Origin of the sequence: Asanoa siamensis, assembly GCF_016862555.1 — a bacterium.
In the GTDB taxonomy this organism is placed as follows: Bacteria; Actinomycetota; Actinomycetes; order Mycobacteriales; family Micromonosporaceae; genus Asanoa; species Asanoa siamensis.
Map to the genome: position 1 here is coordinate 116,137 of NZ_BONE01000001.1, position 12,393 is coordinate 128,529.

At 72.0% G+C, this 12,393-nt stretch carries 16 protein-coding genes; 9 read left to right on the forward strand and 7 right to left on the reverse strand.

The window, feature by feature from the left end; genetic code table 11:
* The first annotated feature begins 5 nt into the window (after positions 1-5).
* The 3 genes from Asi02nite_RS00490 to Asi02nite_RS00500 all read left to right on the forward strand — a co-directional run bounded on the left by Asi02nite_RS00490 (position 6) and on the right by Asi02nite_RS00500 (position 4,273).
* The gene (locus Asi02nite_RS00490; protein WP_203710046.1) at positions 6-1,241 is read left to right on the forward strand and encodes an ATP-grasp domain-containing protein; all 1,236 of its coding nucleotides are present in this window, start codon (positions 6-8) and stop codon (positions 1,239-1,241) included.
* Positions 1,242-1,370: 129 nt separating this feature from the next.
* Positions 1,371-3,335, forward strand: coding sequence for an elongation factor G (locus Asi02nite_RS00495; protein ID WP_203710047.1), 1,965 nt, complete (start codon positions 1,371-1,373; stop codon positions 3,333-3,335).
* A gap of 11 nt (positions 3,336-3,346) precedes the next feature.
* Positions 3,347-4,273: a DUF6928 family protein gene (locus Asi02nite_RS00500; protein ID WP_203710048.1), complete on the forward strand. Its 927-nt coding sequence runs from the start codon at positions 3,347-3,349 to the stop codon at positions 4,271-4,273.
* Positions 4,274-4,277: 4 nt separating this feature from the next.
* Here the strand turns inward: Asi02nite_RS00500 and Asi02nite_RS00505 are convergent, their stop codons facing one another.
* Positions 4,278-4,853 carry a TetR/AcrR family transcriptional regulator gene (locus tag Asi02nite_RS00505; RefSeq protein ID WP_203710049.1) on the reverse strand — a complete coding sequence of 192 codons (576 nt, stop codon included), beginning with the start codon at positions 4,851-4,853 and terminating at the stop codon, positions 4,278-4,280.
* 84 nt (positions 4,854-4,937) lie between these two features.
* Between Asi02nite_RS00505 and Asi02nite_RS00510 the strand changes: the two genes are divergently transcribed.
* Positions 4,938-5,576 (forward strand): NAD(P)-dependent oxidoreductase, encoded by a 639-nt coding sequence (locus Asi02nite_RS00510; RefSeq protein WP_203710050.1) that lies wholly within the window; start codon positions 4,938-4,940, stop codon positions 5,574-5,576.
* 6 nt (positions 5,577-5,582) lie between these two features.
* Here the strand turns inward: Asi02nite_RS00510 and Asi02nite_RS00515 are convergent, their stop codons facing one another.
* Together Asi02nite_RS00515 and Asi02nite_RS00520 are read right to left on the reverse strand one after the other, a co-directional pair.
* Positions 5,583-5,999 carry a PRC-barrel domain containing protein gene (locus Asi02nite_RS00515; protein WP_203710051.1) on the reverse strand — a complete coding sequence of 139 codons (417 nt, stop codon included), beginning with the start codon at positions 5,997-5,999 and terminating at the stop codon, positions 5,583-5,585.
* Positions 6,000-6,018: 19 nt separating this feature from the next.
* Positions 6,019-6,654, reverse strand: coding sequence for an SDR family NAD(P)-dependent oxidoreductase (locus tag Asi02nite_RS00520; RefSeq protein ID WP_239126372.1), 636 nt, complete (start codon positions 6,652-6,654; stop codon positions 6,019-6,021).
* Between the two features lie 33 nt (positions 6,655-6,687).
* Between Asi02nite_RS00520 and Asi02nite_RS00525 the strand changes: the two genes are divergently transcribed.
* Positions 6,688-7,323 (forward strand): helix-turn-helix transcriptional regulator, encoded by a 636-nt coding sequence (locus Asi02nite_RS00525; protein ID WP_239126373.1) that lies wholly within the window; start codon positions 6,688-6,690, stop codon positions 7,321-7,323.
* A complete protein-coding gene (locus Asi02nite_RS41350; protein WP_239126394.1) occupies positions 7,272-7,400 on the forward strand; it encodes an MmyB family transcriptional regulator in 129 nt (42 codons plus the stop codon). Before Asi02nite_RS00525 ends, Asi02nite_RS41350 begins: the two co-directional genes overlap by 52 nt.
* Here the strand turns inward: Asi02nite_RS41350 and Asi02nite_RS00530 are convergent.
* From Asi02nite_RS00530 to Asi02nite_RS00540, 3 genes are read right to left on the reverse strand one after another with little or no spacing between them, the layout of a single operon-like run.
* Entirely contained in the window at positions 7,397-7,699 is a 303-nt protein-coding gene (locus Asi02nite_RS00530; RefSeq protein ID WP_203710052.1) for a putative type II toxin-antitoxin system PemK/MazF family toxin, read from the reverse strand. The genes Asi02nite_RS41350 and Asi02nite_RS00530 overlap by 4 nt on opposite strands.
* Entirely contained in the window at positions 7,693-7,899 is a 207-nt protein-coding gene (locus Asi02nite_RS00535; RefSeq protein WP_203710053.1) for a ribbon-helix-helix domain-containing protein, read from the reverse strand. The genes Asi02nite_RS00530 and Asi02nite_RS00535 overlap by 7 nt, the downstream gene beginning before the upstream one ends.
* A gap of 52 nt (positions 7,900-7,951) precedes the next feature.
* Positions 7,952-8,467: a VOC family protein gene (locus Asi02nite_RS00540; protein ID WP_203710054.1), complete on the reverse strand. Its 516-nt coding sequence runs from the start codon at positions 8,465-8,467 to the stop codon at positions 7,952-7,954.
* Between the two features lie 94 nt (positions 8,468-8,561).
* On the opposite strand from Asi02nite_RS00540, the gene Asi02nite_RS00545 reads away from it, so the two are divergent.
* The 3 genes from Asi02nite_RS00545 (at position 8,562) to Asi02nite_RS00555 (ending at position 11,429) form a co-directional block, all read left to right on the forward strand.
* Complete coding sequence (locus Asi02nite_RS00545) at positions 8,562-9,182, forward strand: DUF1345 domain-containing protein (protein WP_203710055.1); 621 nt, start codon at positions 8,562-8,564, stop codon at positions 9,180-9,182.
* Between the two features lie 168 nt (positions 9,183-9,350).
* A complete protein-coding gene (locus tag Asi02nite_RS00550) occupies positions 9,351-10,892 on the forward strand; it encodes a serine/threonine-protein kinase (protein WP_203710056.1) in 1,542 nt (513 codons plus the stop codon).
* A 78-nt stretch (positions 10,893-10,970) separates the two neighbouring features.
* Complete coding sequence (locus Asi02nite_RS00555) at positions 10,971-11,429, forward strand: hypothetical protein (RefSeq protein WP_203710057.1); 459 nt, start codon at positions 10,971-10,973, stop codon at positions 11,427-11,429.
* Positions 11,430-11,442: 13 nt separating this feature from the next.
* On the opposite strand, the gene Asi02nite_RS00560 is transcribed toward Asi02nite_RS00555, so the two are convergent.
* Entirely contained in the window at positions 11,443-12,372 is a 930-nt protein-coding gene (locus Asi02nite_RS00560) for a hypothetical protein (RefSeq protein WP_203710058.1), read from the reverse strand.
* Between the last annotated feature and the right edge of the window lie 21 nt (positions 12,373-12,393).

Here is a 12,393-nt window from a genome sequence, read left to right on the forward strand (position 1 = left end):
GGCACGTGGCCGACGTCGAACACATCATCGGGCTGTTGCTGGGCACGGAGGACGACTGGCCGCGCGCCTACGAGACGCTGGTCGACCGGCTCGGGCCGGTCGTCGACGGCTCGGGGCGCAAGCATCGGCTGAAGACGACCCGGGTCACCATCGAGCCGTTCAACCTGCGCGACAAGCCACGCCACTCGCTGGTCATCGACCGGCTCGCGTACTGGTACTACCACCCGCGCGAGTGGCTCAAGAAGGTGTCCATGATGGACGGCGTCTACCTGCTCAACAGTCCGTTCACCTTCCAGTCCATGGAGAAGCACGCCGCTTACTGCGCGATGATGCGGCTCGGCCTCAAGGTGCCCGAGACCGTGCTGGTGCCCTACAAGCACCCGCTCGAGAACTCGCGCTGGGCCTACACCGCCGCCCGCTACAACCAGGCGTTCGACCTCGACTCGGTGGCCGAGGAGCTGGGCTATCCGCTGTTCATGAAGCCGTACGACGGCGGCGCCTGGGTCGGCGTCTCCAAGATCCGTGACGGCGCCGAGCTGCATGCCGCCTACGACGCCTCCGGTGAGCGGCTGATGCACCTCCAGCAGGCCGTCGAGGGCTACGACGTGTTCGCCCGATCCCTGTCGATCGGGCCCGAGACGATGGTGATGAAGTTCCGGCCGGAACTTCCGATGCATGACCGGTACGCGGTGGAGCACGGTTTCCTCGACGCCGACACCGGCGACGAGGTGATCACGATCTCGCGGCTCGTCAACGCGTTCTTCGGCTGGGAGTTCAACTCGTGCGAGTCGCTGGTCCGCGGCACCGAGGTGCACCCGATCGACTACGCCAACGCCTGTCCGGACGTCGCGCTGACGTCGCTGCACTACTACTTCCCGTGGGCGATGAAGGCCCTGCTGCGGTGGACGACGTTCTGCGTCGTGACGGGCCGGCGGTTCCACGTCGACCTCAACACCCGGCAGTACTTCGAGATCGCCGACCGCACCGACCTCTCGTACCGGGAGAAGCTGGCCCTCTATCGGAAGCTCACCGACGAATACTTCGAGACGGAGCGGTACGCGGACTTCTGCGCGTCGCGGCTCGCCCACGTCGACGACCTCGTCTACGAGTGGGTGCGCTCGCCGGAGTTCGACACGCTGCTCGTGGAGACGGTGCGGGCCACGTACCCGGAGCACGAGCACGACCGGTTCGTCGCGCACTTCCGCGGCCTGACCGGCGCCTGGGTGGCCGACCAGGGATAAATCGGTGGTCGGGGCCGGCTGGGCCTGCGATCCTGAGCGGGTCCACCGGCGTCGGCGACAGGAGCGAGGCAATGCGAGGCAGCGAAAACTTCCGCCCATCCGTGCGAGTTTTCGAGGACGCCTCCGCCTGTGCATACCGTCAACATCGGGATTCTGGCGCATGTCGACGCCGGTAAGACCAGCCTGACCGAGCGACTGCTGTTCGACACCGGGGTGATCGACCGGCTCGGCAGCGTCGACGCGGGCACCACCCAGACCGACACCGGCGACCTCGAGCGGCGTCGGGGCATCACCATCCGCTCGGCGGTCACCGCGTTCCGCACCCGCGACCGCCAGGTCAACCTGATCGACACACCCGGACATCGCGACTTCATGGCCGAGGTCGAACGGGCACTCGGCGTGCTCGACGCCGCGGTCCTGGTGCTCTCCGCGGTCGAGGGCGTGCAGCCGCACACCCGGCTGCTGATGCGCACCTGCCGCGCGATGGGCCTGCCGACCCTGCTGTTCGTGAACAAGATCGACCGGGTCGGCGCCCGCGAGGCGGCGTTGCTGGCCGACATCCGCCGCCTGCTCACACCGTCGATCGCCCCACTCGGCACCGTCGACGCAATCGGCACTGCCGCGGCCCGCTTCATCGACCTCCCGACGGCCGGCTGGCTGCCGGTGTTGGCCGACAACGACGAGGCGTTGCTGGCCGCCTATGTCGAGGATCGGCCCGTGCCCGCGCCCGTGTTGCGGGCCGCGCTGCGGGCCCAGACCGCCGCCGGGCTCGTACATCCCCTGCTGTTCGGGTCCGCCCTCTCCGGCACCGGCGTGCCGGAGCTGCTCGACGCCATCGGCGACCTGCTTCCGCCCTCGCCGGAGGCCGAGCCCACCATCCGCGCCCGGATCTTCGCGATCAGCCGCGACCCGGGCGGGACCAAGGTGGCCTACGCCCGCTCGTACGGCGGCACGCTCACCGTCCGCCAGCGCGTCCCCGTCTACCGGCGCACCGCCGACGGGCGCGTCGAGACCCACCGCGCGCAGCTCACCAAGGTCACGGTGACCGGCGACCCGGATGCGACCACGCTGACCGCCGGCTACATCGCGGCGCTGCACGGCCTGCCCGCCGCCCGGATCGGTGACCAGGTCGGCTCGTCCGGCGGCCTGGAGCAGGGCACCCACTTCCCGCGCCCGGGTCTGGAGACCGTGGTCCGCAGACGCGACGGCGGCCCGGCGTCCGACCTGCACGCGGCCCTGCTCCGGATGGCCGACGAGGACCCGCTGATCCACACCCGGGTGACGGCGTCCGGCGACACCGGCGTGCTGCTCTACGGCGAGGTGCAGAAGGAGGTGATCGCGGCGACGCTGGCCGCGAACCACGGCATCACCGCCGAGTTCGCGCCCAGCCAACTCGTTCACCTCGAGCGCCCGACCGGCGTCGGCGACGCCTTGGAGATCATCGGCAACGGCTTCTTCGGCACGGTCGGCCTCCGCGTCGGTCCCGGCACCGGCATCGAGTACGACCTCGAGGTCGAGCTCGGCTCCCTGCCGCTGGCGTACCACAAGGCGATCGAGGATTCTGTTCTGCGCACGCTCGAACAGGGCCTGCACGGCTGGCCGGTGACCGACGTGCGGGTGACGCTGACGCAGAGCGGCTACTGGTCGCCGATCACGGTGGCCGGCCACTTCCGCGACCTCACGCCGCACGTGCTGATGCAGGCGCTGGCACGGGCCGGCACCCGGGTCTTCGAGCCGTGCCACCAGTTCGAGGCCGACGTGCCCGGCCCGTCCCTGGGCCCGGTCACGGGCGCCCTGGCCCAGCTCGGCGGCCGGGTGACCGAGACGCTGCCGGCCGGCGACACGTGGCGGGTGACCGGCTCGATCCCGGCCCGCGTGGTCACGCAGGCGCAACGCCGGCTGCCTGACCTGACCAACGGCGAGGGACTCTGGACCTCGACCCCGGCGGGCGACCGCCCGGTCGAGGGCGGCCGCCCGCCTCGCCGCGCCCGCACGGACGGCAACCCGCTGGACCGGGTCGAGTACACCCGCTGGCTGGCACAACGGGACCTGGCCACCAGCGACGGGCGGTCGCGCGCGGCACCGTTGCCGTAGCGTGTCCGCGCATGGGCGCCAAGACAGCGTTGCTGATGTACGCCGACGGCGACGCGGCCCAGGCGCTGCGGCACGCGGTCGCGCCCGATCGCACCGCGACCGAGGCACTGGTGCGGCGCCTGCTGCCCGGGCTGGCGTTCGAGGCGGTCGACGACGGCACCCTGGACCGGCACGTCAACCCGCCGGACGGGATCCTCTACGCCGGCGTGTTTCCGGGACTCACCGTCATCTGCTCAGCACAGCTCGGCGAGCTCCAGCCCGGTTCCCTCCGGCCGGGTTGGCTGGCCGAGGGCGCCGGCCGGCGGGTGATCCTGCACTCGATGCACAGCGCCTCGGACTTCCTCGGCTTCGCGGTCTGGGACACGGACGGGAAGCTCGAACGCGCGCTGTGCCTGAACCCTGACCAGGGAATCGTCGAGGACGAGGGTGCCCGGCTGCCGTTCGAGGAGCCGTACTGGGCCGGGCTGCGCCCGGTCGAGGACGACGAGGAGCCCTATCCGCTGCCGTTCCATCCGCTGGAGCTCGGCGAGGACGCACTGGCGGCGCTGTGCGGGTTCGTCGTCGAGGGCAACCCACCGGCTGGGATGCCCGACGCGGCCCGGGTGCCGCTGGCCGCGTTCCGGCTGCGGGCCCCGAAGCTGACCCTGAAGCGATCACCCGGGCGCCCGATCCCGCAGCCGTCCGCCCTCGACGTCGAGACGCACGTCGGCCGCCTCGGCAACGGGCTCGACGTCCTGATCCTCGACCTGGACGGCGACAACTTCCTGCGAGCGGCCGCCGACAACCCGGCCGGCCCGTTCCGGGTCGAACGCCGCGAGGGCGACCCTAACCTCCATTTCCGCTGCGACGTCACCTCACGCGCGGAGGTCGCGGACATCTTCCGCGGCTACCACGAAGCCCAGGACGGCTGGGGCGACCACGACTGGAAACAGACCTGACCGTCTAGCGCAGCGCGGCGGTGGTCATCGCGGCGAAGCCGGCGGCCGCTTCCCGGTCCGGTCGGCGGTCCGACCAGTTCATGTGGCCCAGGAACGCGTGTTGGAAGCAGGCGCCGACGAGCAGGCCGGCGGCCGCGTAGAGGTCCGCGTCCCGGCGGATCGTGCCGCGTTCCTGGTGGTGGCGGAGGTAGTCGACCACCGCCTCGTTGACCCTGTGCGGGCCCGCGCCGACCTCGCGGAGGCCCGCGTTGTGGGCCGCCAGGATCGACGGGTCCGAGAAGATCGAGGCCAACATCGGGAAGTTGTCGGTGTAGAAGGCAATCGCGGCCGTGGCGATGGCGGTCAGGCCCGTGGTCAGGTCGGCGTCGTCGTCCCCCATCGCGCGGGCCAGGTGGGCGAAGCCCGGTGAGCGTTCGCGCAGCACCGCCACCAGCAACTCCACCTTGCCCGTGAAGTGCTTGTAGAGCGTGGCCTCCGAGTAGCCCGCCGCCTTCGCGATCTCGCGGGTCGTCGCGTTGGCCATGCCGCGGGTGCGGATGACCGTCGCGGCGGCGTCGAGGATCACGTCCCTGGTTCCCACGTGCTGCCCCCTTGACAGGTTAGTAAGCACTCACCATCCTAGTGGTGAGTGAGCGTTTACTAACCAGCAGGAGAGGCGGGAATCATGAAACTCACCGTTCTGGGTGCGACCGGTGGGACAGGTGGTCACGTCGTGCGGCGGGCGCTCGACGCCGGGCATCACGTCACCGCGGTGGTGCGTGACCCGGCGCGGCTCACCGTCGGCGCCGACCCGCGGCTCGAGGTGGTCGCCGCCGACGCGTTCGACCCCGCCGCGATCGGGCCCGCGGTCACCGGTCGGGACGCGGTCGTCGACGCGCTGGGGCCGCGGCCCGGGGCCGAGACCACCGTCTGCTCACGCGGCGCGGCGGCCGTCGTCGCCGCGCTGACCGCCGACAACCCCGCCGCGCGGCTGCTGGTGGTCACCGGCAGCGGGCACGTGCGGGACGACGGCGACGGGCCGTTCACCCGCTACCTGTTCAAGCCGCTGATCGGCAACACGTTCCTGAAGAAGCAGTTCGCCGACTTCGCGCGGACGGAGGACATCGTGTTCGGCAGTGGACTGGGGTGGACCGTGTTGCGGCCCCCGCAACTCACCGACGGAGCGCGCAAGCCCTACCGGACCGCGGTCGACCGCAACGTCCGCGGCGGGATCCGGTTGTCCCGCGCCGACCTGGCCGACGCGATCATGGTCGCGCTCGGCGACCCGCGTACGGTCGGCCACGTCGTCGGGCTCGGCTACTGACGGCCCTCAGTGGTAGGTGTCCCGGTAGTAGTGGGCCAGGCGGTCCCGGTAGTCGGCCGCGTCCGCGTGCTCGGGAGCTTCCTTGATCTGTTCCTTGGTGCGGTCGACGTGCACGGTCCGGGACTGGTGGTCGACCCGGTCGACGACGCCGGCCGGCAGCAGCACCTGGCGGCCGAAGATCCACGGGCCGGTGTCGACCACCAGGTCCGCGGCGCCGGCCTGCTCGACCTTGCCGATCTCGCCGTCGACGGCGTGCACCGCGTAGCCGGTGAGGTCGAGCGAGAAGCCGGGTCCGCCACCGTCCCGCTCGGCGGAGACCGTCTGGTCGGAGTCGTCGGGGCCGAAATCCGGGGTTGTCTGGTCGTGGCCGCCCCCGAGGGCAGGGGTGCGCCACGACCACGCGTTGAAGACGAAGGTTTCCACCCCTTCCGGATACCCCGGATCACCAGGCGAGAACCCCGTTGTGATCGCCGTCAACCGAGATGAGGTGCCCCCAGAGCAGCCCCGACGGTCCGTCGGCGGGCAGCGTCGCGAGGTGCGCGCAGACCGCCGCGGCCTGTTCGGGCGTACGGAAGCCGTGGTGGCCGTTGAAGTCGGTCGCCGTGTAGCCCGGGTTCGCCGCGTTGACCTTGATCGCGGTGTCCCGCAGTTCCTTGGCGTACATCGCGGTGATCATGTTCAGCGCCGCCTTCGAGGCCGGGTACGGCACGGAGGTCAGCGCGTACAGCGGGCTCGCCGGATCGGTCAACGAGGAGATGGAGCCGACCTCGCTGGACACGTTGACGATCCGCGCGGCCGGCGCCCGGCGCAGCAGCGGCAGCATCGCGTTGGTGACCGTGACGACGCCGTACACGTTGGTCTCGAAGACCTCCCGGAGCGTGCCGATCGTGGTCGCGCTCGGCTCCGCGGTGCCGTCGGCCCGCACGATGCCGGCGTTGTTGACCAGCACGTCGAGCCGGCCGAACTCGGCCTCCACCAGCGCGGCCGCCGCCTCGACCGTGGCCGCGTCGGTCACGTCGAGCCGGACGAACCTGGCGCCCGGCAACTGTCCGGCCGCGGCCCGGCCACGCTGTACCACCCACGCCGCTGCCGGGCGAGGCAGGCTTGAGCGGTGACGGTCAACCGATCCGAACTCGCCGCGTTCCTGCGCAGCCGCCGCGAGCGTCTGCGCCCCGTCGACGTCGGCCTGCCGGGCGGCTACGGCACCGGGCCGCGGCGCACACCCGGCCTGCGCCGGCAGGAGGTCGCCGAGCTCGCCGGCATGTCGATCGACTACTACATCCGGCTGGAGCAGGGCCGTGGCCCGCAGCCGTCCCGGCAGGTGCTCGCCGCCCTGGCGCGGGCCCTGCTGCTGACCCGCGACGAGCGGGAGTATCTGTTCCGGATGGCCGGCGAGGTGCCACCGGTGCTGGTCGGGCCGAGCCACGAGCTGTTGCCCGCGGTCCGCTACCTGCTCGACAGCATGCCGCTCACGCCGGCGTACGTTGTCGACGCGAAGTACGACCTGCTCGCCTGGAACGACCTGGCCACGCGCTTCATCGGTGACCGGTCGGCGCACCCGGCGGCGGACCGCAACATGATCCGCTGGATGTTCCGCCGGTCGGCCGACGACCCCCACTGGGGCGACGAGGACGCGCTGGCCTTCACCGCCGCGTCGGCGTGCGCAAGCGGGTCGACCACTCGGCGGTCGGCCCGCTGGAGTTCGAGTGCCAGGTCCTGCACATCAGCGACAGCGACCAGCGCATGATCGTCTACTGCGCGGAGCCGGGCTCGCCGACCGCGGACGCCTTCCGTCGGCTCGCGAACACACCGGCCCTGCGCTAGAGGCCCAGCAGGCGGCGCAGGCCCTGGTCGACCTGGCTCATCAGGCCGGCCGACACGCGGGCGTGCCGGTGGCCGAAGGCCGCCGGATCGGCATGGCGGATGCGGGACAGGTCGATGGTGCCGCCACCGGCGATGTCCTGGGGCAGCGGCAGCAGGATGCCCGGCACGTCGCCGTCGGCCCGGTCGTGGATGAGCACGATCACCGGATAGTCGGCGCCGAAGGTGCTCGCGCTGACCACCAGCACCCGGACCCGCCGGCTGCCGATCGTGTAGTCGCAGACCTCGCCGCGGGTCACCATGTCGCGTCGAAGGCGGCCAGGGCCGCGGCGTCGTCGCCCTCCAGCGACGCGTGCCAGGACCTGGCGGCGGCGATGTTGCGGCGGTCCAGGTATTCGCGGATGGCGTCCGAGACCAGCGCGGACCGGTTGCCGCCACCCACCGCGGAGTTCAGCGCCTGGGCGAGATCGTCGTCGAGGGTGATGGAAATCGCCGCGGTCATGCCGGGGACAGTACCAACGATCGTATTGGTGATGGCATCGGCGATCGGCGTGTCACCCGGCGGATGTCGTCGCGCCCCACTCCTCGGGCCGGGTGTCCCGCAGGTGCTGGCTGAACATCCAGCGGTGGCCCTCCAGGTCCTCGACCCGGTAGCTGCGCACGCCGTACGGCTGGTCCGCGGGCTCGCTGAGCAGCCGGGCGCCGGCCGCCCGGGCGCGGGCCGCGTGGGCGTCGACGTCGTCGACGTAGATCAGGGTGCCGTTCACGACCCACGGCTGCTCCGTCCAGCGCATCGCGGACGCGCAGTGGGCGCGGTGGCTCTTCGGGCTCTCGTAGCCGATGCCCGGCGGCGTGGCCAGCGCGACCACCGCGTCGCCGAGGGCCAGTTCGGCATGGCCGATCGAGCCGTCGTCCGAGGTGAGCCGCATCCGCTCGGCGAAGCCGAACGCCGTGCGCAGGAAGTCGATGGCCGCCACGCCGTCCTCGTACGCGAGCATCGGGACGATCGCCGCCGGGTAGTCGGCGGGCCGGGTGTTGCGCTCCGGCCCGGTCTCGGTGTCTGTGGTCATGTGACAGACCGTATCGATGCCCGCAACCAGGTGCTTGGACAAATGGGAAGCCGGCGCAACCGCGCACCGGCCCGCGCGTTAGGCGGGTGTGGGGGTGGCCGGCACGCTGATCGCGCGCCTGGTCGAGTTCGTCCTCGCCGTCGGCGGGTTGCTGTTCACCGTCGTGGGCAGCGAGAGCGAGCCCAACGTCGTGCTGTTCCTGCTGTTCTGGGGCCTACTTGCGTTCGGCTACCTGCTGGTCGGCACGGTGCGGGTGCGCCGGGAGCGGGTGGCCGACCCGAACGTGCCGGCACCGCCGGCCACCGGGGTCAACGCGCGGCTGACCGGGCGCCGGTTCAGCTTCTTCTTCACGGCGGCGGCGAGCATCACGGGCCTCGGGGCCTCGCTCGACGTGCTCGCGGTCGACGAGAACAGCGACTACAGCGGGCTCGTGCAGGGGCTCGGCGCGTTCGTCACCTTCACGGCGTGGCTGCTGCTGCAGGTCGGGTACGCCCGGTTCTACGCGCAACTGAGCGGGTGGCGGTTCCCGAAGTGCCCGTACCCCCGGCTGATCGACTTCCTGTATTTCGCGGTGACCGTCGGTGTCTCGTTCGCGGCGTCCGACGTGGAGGTGCAGGGGCGGGCGGCGCGCTATCACGTGATGATGCACAGCGTGATCAGCTTCTTCTACAACGCGATCGTGCTGGCCATCGCGGTCAACATCATCACTGGTTAGCCGTCCTCCGATCAGGGGATTCCAATCCGGCCTTTCGGGTGTGTTCCGGCATACCAGGTCTTAGACGAGTATGACTGTCCGGTGACGTCCGAACCCCCGAAGACGCCCAAGCCTGTCCCCGCGCCAGCACCCGAGCCCGTCCCCGCGCCAGGCAAACCCTGCGCACGCGTGGTCGGCGGCTGCTACGAGCTGGTCGAACAGATCGGCAGCGGCGCCAGCGGCACCGTATGGCGCGCGCACAGCCAGGCCACCGGCGAACAGGTCGCGATCAAGCTGCTCCGCGAGGAGCTGGTGCCGCAGCCGAAAGCGGTGACGCGGTTCGTGCAGGAGCGCGCGATCCTGGCCGCGCTCGAGCACGACAGCATCGTGCCGGTCCGCGAGCTGCTCACGATCGGCGAGTCGCTGGGCCTGGTGATGGAGCTCGTGCCCGGCGGCAGCATGCGCGACGTGCTGCGGGCCAACGGGCCGTTGACCCCGGCCGAGGCGGCGACGGTGATGGCCGAGGTCGCCGACGGGCTCTCGCACGCGCACCGGCTCGGCGTGGTGCACCGCGACCTCAAGCCCGACAACATCCTGGTCCGGAACGCGGATGCCCTCGACACCGCGCCGGGCGTACGGCTGACCGACTTCGGCATCGCCCGGGTCGTCGACGCGCCGCCGCTGACCACCACCGGGGCGCTGCTCGGCACGCCGAACTACCTCGCGCCCGAGGTGATCAACGGCGGCCGGCCGTCGCCGGGCTCCGACGTGTACGCGTTCGGCATGGTGCTCTACGAGCTACTCACCGGCCGGCCACCGTACGGCGGGCACACCCCGCGCTCGGTGTTCCGCCGGCACGTGGAGACGCGCCCGCGCCGCAACCCCGGCATGCCGGACGTGCTCTGGCGGCTGATCGCGTCCTGTGTGGACAGGAACCCCGCGCGCCGGCCGTCGGCGGACGCGCTGGGCGAGGCGCTGCGCGCGGTGGCCGTCCGGCTCGGCGCCGCACCCGCGCTGCCCAGGCCGCCCCGGCTGCCCATGCAGTCGCCGCACACCCGGCCCCGGATCCCCACGCAGCGCCGGCGCGTACCGGCCTGGCACGCCATCACCACCGTGGCCACCGCCTTCGTGCTGATCGCGGTGGCGCTCGTCGCGCTCGAGTGGCCGGGCCCGGGTGACCGCAGCCAGGCGGAGGTTAGCCGGCCCACCGCCTCACCGGGCGCGTCGACGAAGACCAAGGGCACCAAGCAGAACCGCGCCGCGGCACCTGTGGAGACCGCGGCGGCCGGGCTGACCGCCAACCGGATGGTCAAGCCCGTGCCGGCCCGCGACGAGGAGCCGGACGGCCGGGAGGCGAAGGTCGCACCGCTGCCGACGGCGTACGGCCAGGCGCAGTGCACGGGCTACCAGTGGAAGTTCCTGCAGCCGGCGTTCTCGAACACCTGCTTCGCGACGGGCCCGGGCATCCGCATCTCGGGCGGGCTGCGCTCGAAGAGCGTGACCGCCGACATCACCCTGACCCTGAAGGACACCGCCGGGCGGCAGGTCGGCGAGGCGCACACGTGCCAGGCGCTGCGCTTCGCGCCGGAGATGTCCGAGCGGACCTGCGGCCCGGTCGAGCTGAAACCGTCCCGCGGCAAGCGCTACGTGCTGGTCCAGAGCTGGCGCGTGTACGACGACGACGGGACCGCGATCCGCGGCGAGGCGAAGAGCGCCGAGTTCACCTACTGACGCGGGCAGCGAGCCCGACGGTGGTCCGCTATCGTTCGGTCGCTCGCCGTCCATCGATGTCCGTAGGGAGCCCTCGCCGTGCGCCGCTTCGTGGTCGCTGCCGCCGCATCCGCCTTCGCGCTGGCCCTGGCCGCGTGCGGCTCCGACGACGCGGGCACGGGCGCGCCGGCTCCGTCCGCCGCCGGCGCCGCCGACGCCGCGGAAACCGCGTCGGCCTGTGCGGAGGCCGTGCGGATCAGCAAGGACGGCGCGGCCGCGTTCGAGCCCGGGGTGTCGAAGCTGCTCGAGCTCGCGGTCGAGGGTGACGAGGCCAAGCTCGCGGCGGCGGAGGAGGAGTTCCGCACCACGCTGACCGCCTGGTCCGACAAGCTGACGGAGTTCGCCGGCGAGCCGGTCGAGGCCGACGTGCGGGCGGCGCTGACCGAGGGCGCGGCCACGGTCCGGAAGATCGCCGACCCGGCCGACAACACCCCGGTCAACGCCGCCAAGGACGCCCTGACGGGCGTCGCCGACAAGATCACCTCCGCCTGCGCCTGAGCCGCGCCGGTGATCAGGGCTGCTGGAAGTCGCGCGTTTCCCAGATGCGGCGGTCGAGGTAGTCCTGGACCTTGCCGATGTAGTCCTCGCTGTCGGCCGTCCGCCACCGGCCGCTGAACCACCGGCCGACACAACCCCACTGGTCGCCCGCCTCGTAGGTGCCCACCCGCTCCTCGCCGTTGAGCCAACCCTCGTACCCCTCGAAACAGCCCCGCCAGATCGCGTACGCCAGGTCCGCGTTCATCGCCGTCGAGCGGGCCACGCCCGGCCACGCCGACTTCTGGTAGGGGTGCCGGTCCTGCAGGATGCCGAAGCTCTCCGGGCACTCGCCGGGGCGCCCGTCGACGCCCAGCCCGTGACCCGGCGCGCAGCGCGCGCCGTCGCGCGTGTAGTCGCCGTAGACGGTCTGCCGCCACCAACTCTCGACCGCCGCCTGGGCGAAGACCAGGTCCTGGTCGACGCCCCACTTGCAGGCCGCCCAGCGCAGCACGTCCTTCGTGGACCCGGTGAAGGCACCGTCGACCCGCGTCGCGATCTGGGCGTCCGCGCGCTCGTCGGTGAAGATGTCGCCGCCGATCCGGTGGCCCGTACGCGCGTTCGCCATCAGGTTCATGCCCTTGTTCTCCGCCGACGGCGCCGCCCGCACCCAGGTCGCGCACTGCGCCCCCGACGGCAACGTGGACCCCGGCGGCAGCGTCACGAACCGTGCCGGCCCCTTCTCCGCGGGCCGCGTGGTCGACGACGTCCCGGTCGGCGGGGCCGCGGGCTCCGACCAACCGCCCTCGGCGTCGCTCCAGCCGGTGCCGGTGCGCCCGTCCGCGCCGCCGGAACTCGCGGGTGACCGGTCGGCGTGCGCCGAGAGCGTGCCGGCCAGGGCGATGATCGCGGCTGTTGCCGCCACCGCCACGATCGGCCAGCGGTGTCGTCTGATGCGTCTTCTCACGCCGAGCGACCGTATGCGCGG

Excerpts from the sequence above, each read along its gene's own strand:
- Asi02nite_RS00540 (WP_203710054.1), bottom strand. The coding sequence starts at position 8,467 with ATGACCACAGACACCGAGACCGGGCCGGAGCGCAACACCCGGCCCGCC.
- Asi02nite_RS00530 (WP_203710052.1), bottom strand. The coding sequence starts at position 7,699 with ATGGTGACCCGCGGCGAGGTCTGCGACTACACGATCGGCAGCCGGCGG.
- Asi02nite_RS00535 (WP_203710053.1), bottom strand. The coding sequence starts at position 7,899 with ATGACCGCGGCGATTTCCATCACCCTCGACGACGATCTCGCCCAGGCG.
- Asi02nite_RS00500 (WP_203710048.1), top strand. The coding sequence starts at position 3,347 with ATGGGCGCCAAGACAGCGTTGCTGATGTACGCCGACGGCGACGCGGCC.
- Asi02nite_RS00510 (WP_203710050.1), top strand. The coding sequence starts at position 4,938 with ATGAAACTCACCGTTCTGGGTGCGACCGGTGGGACAGGTGGTCACGTC.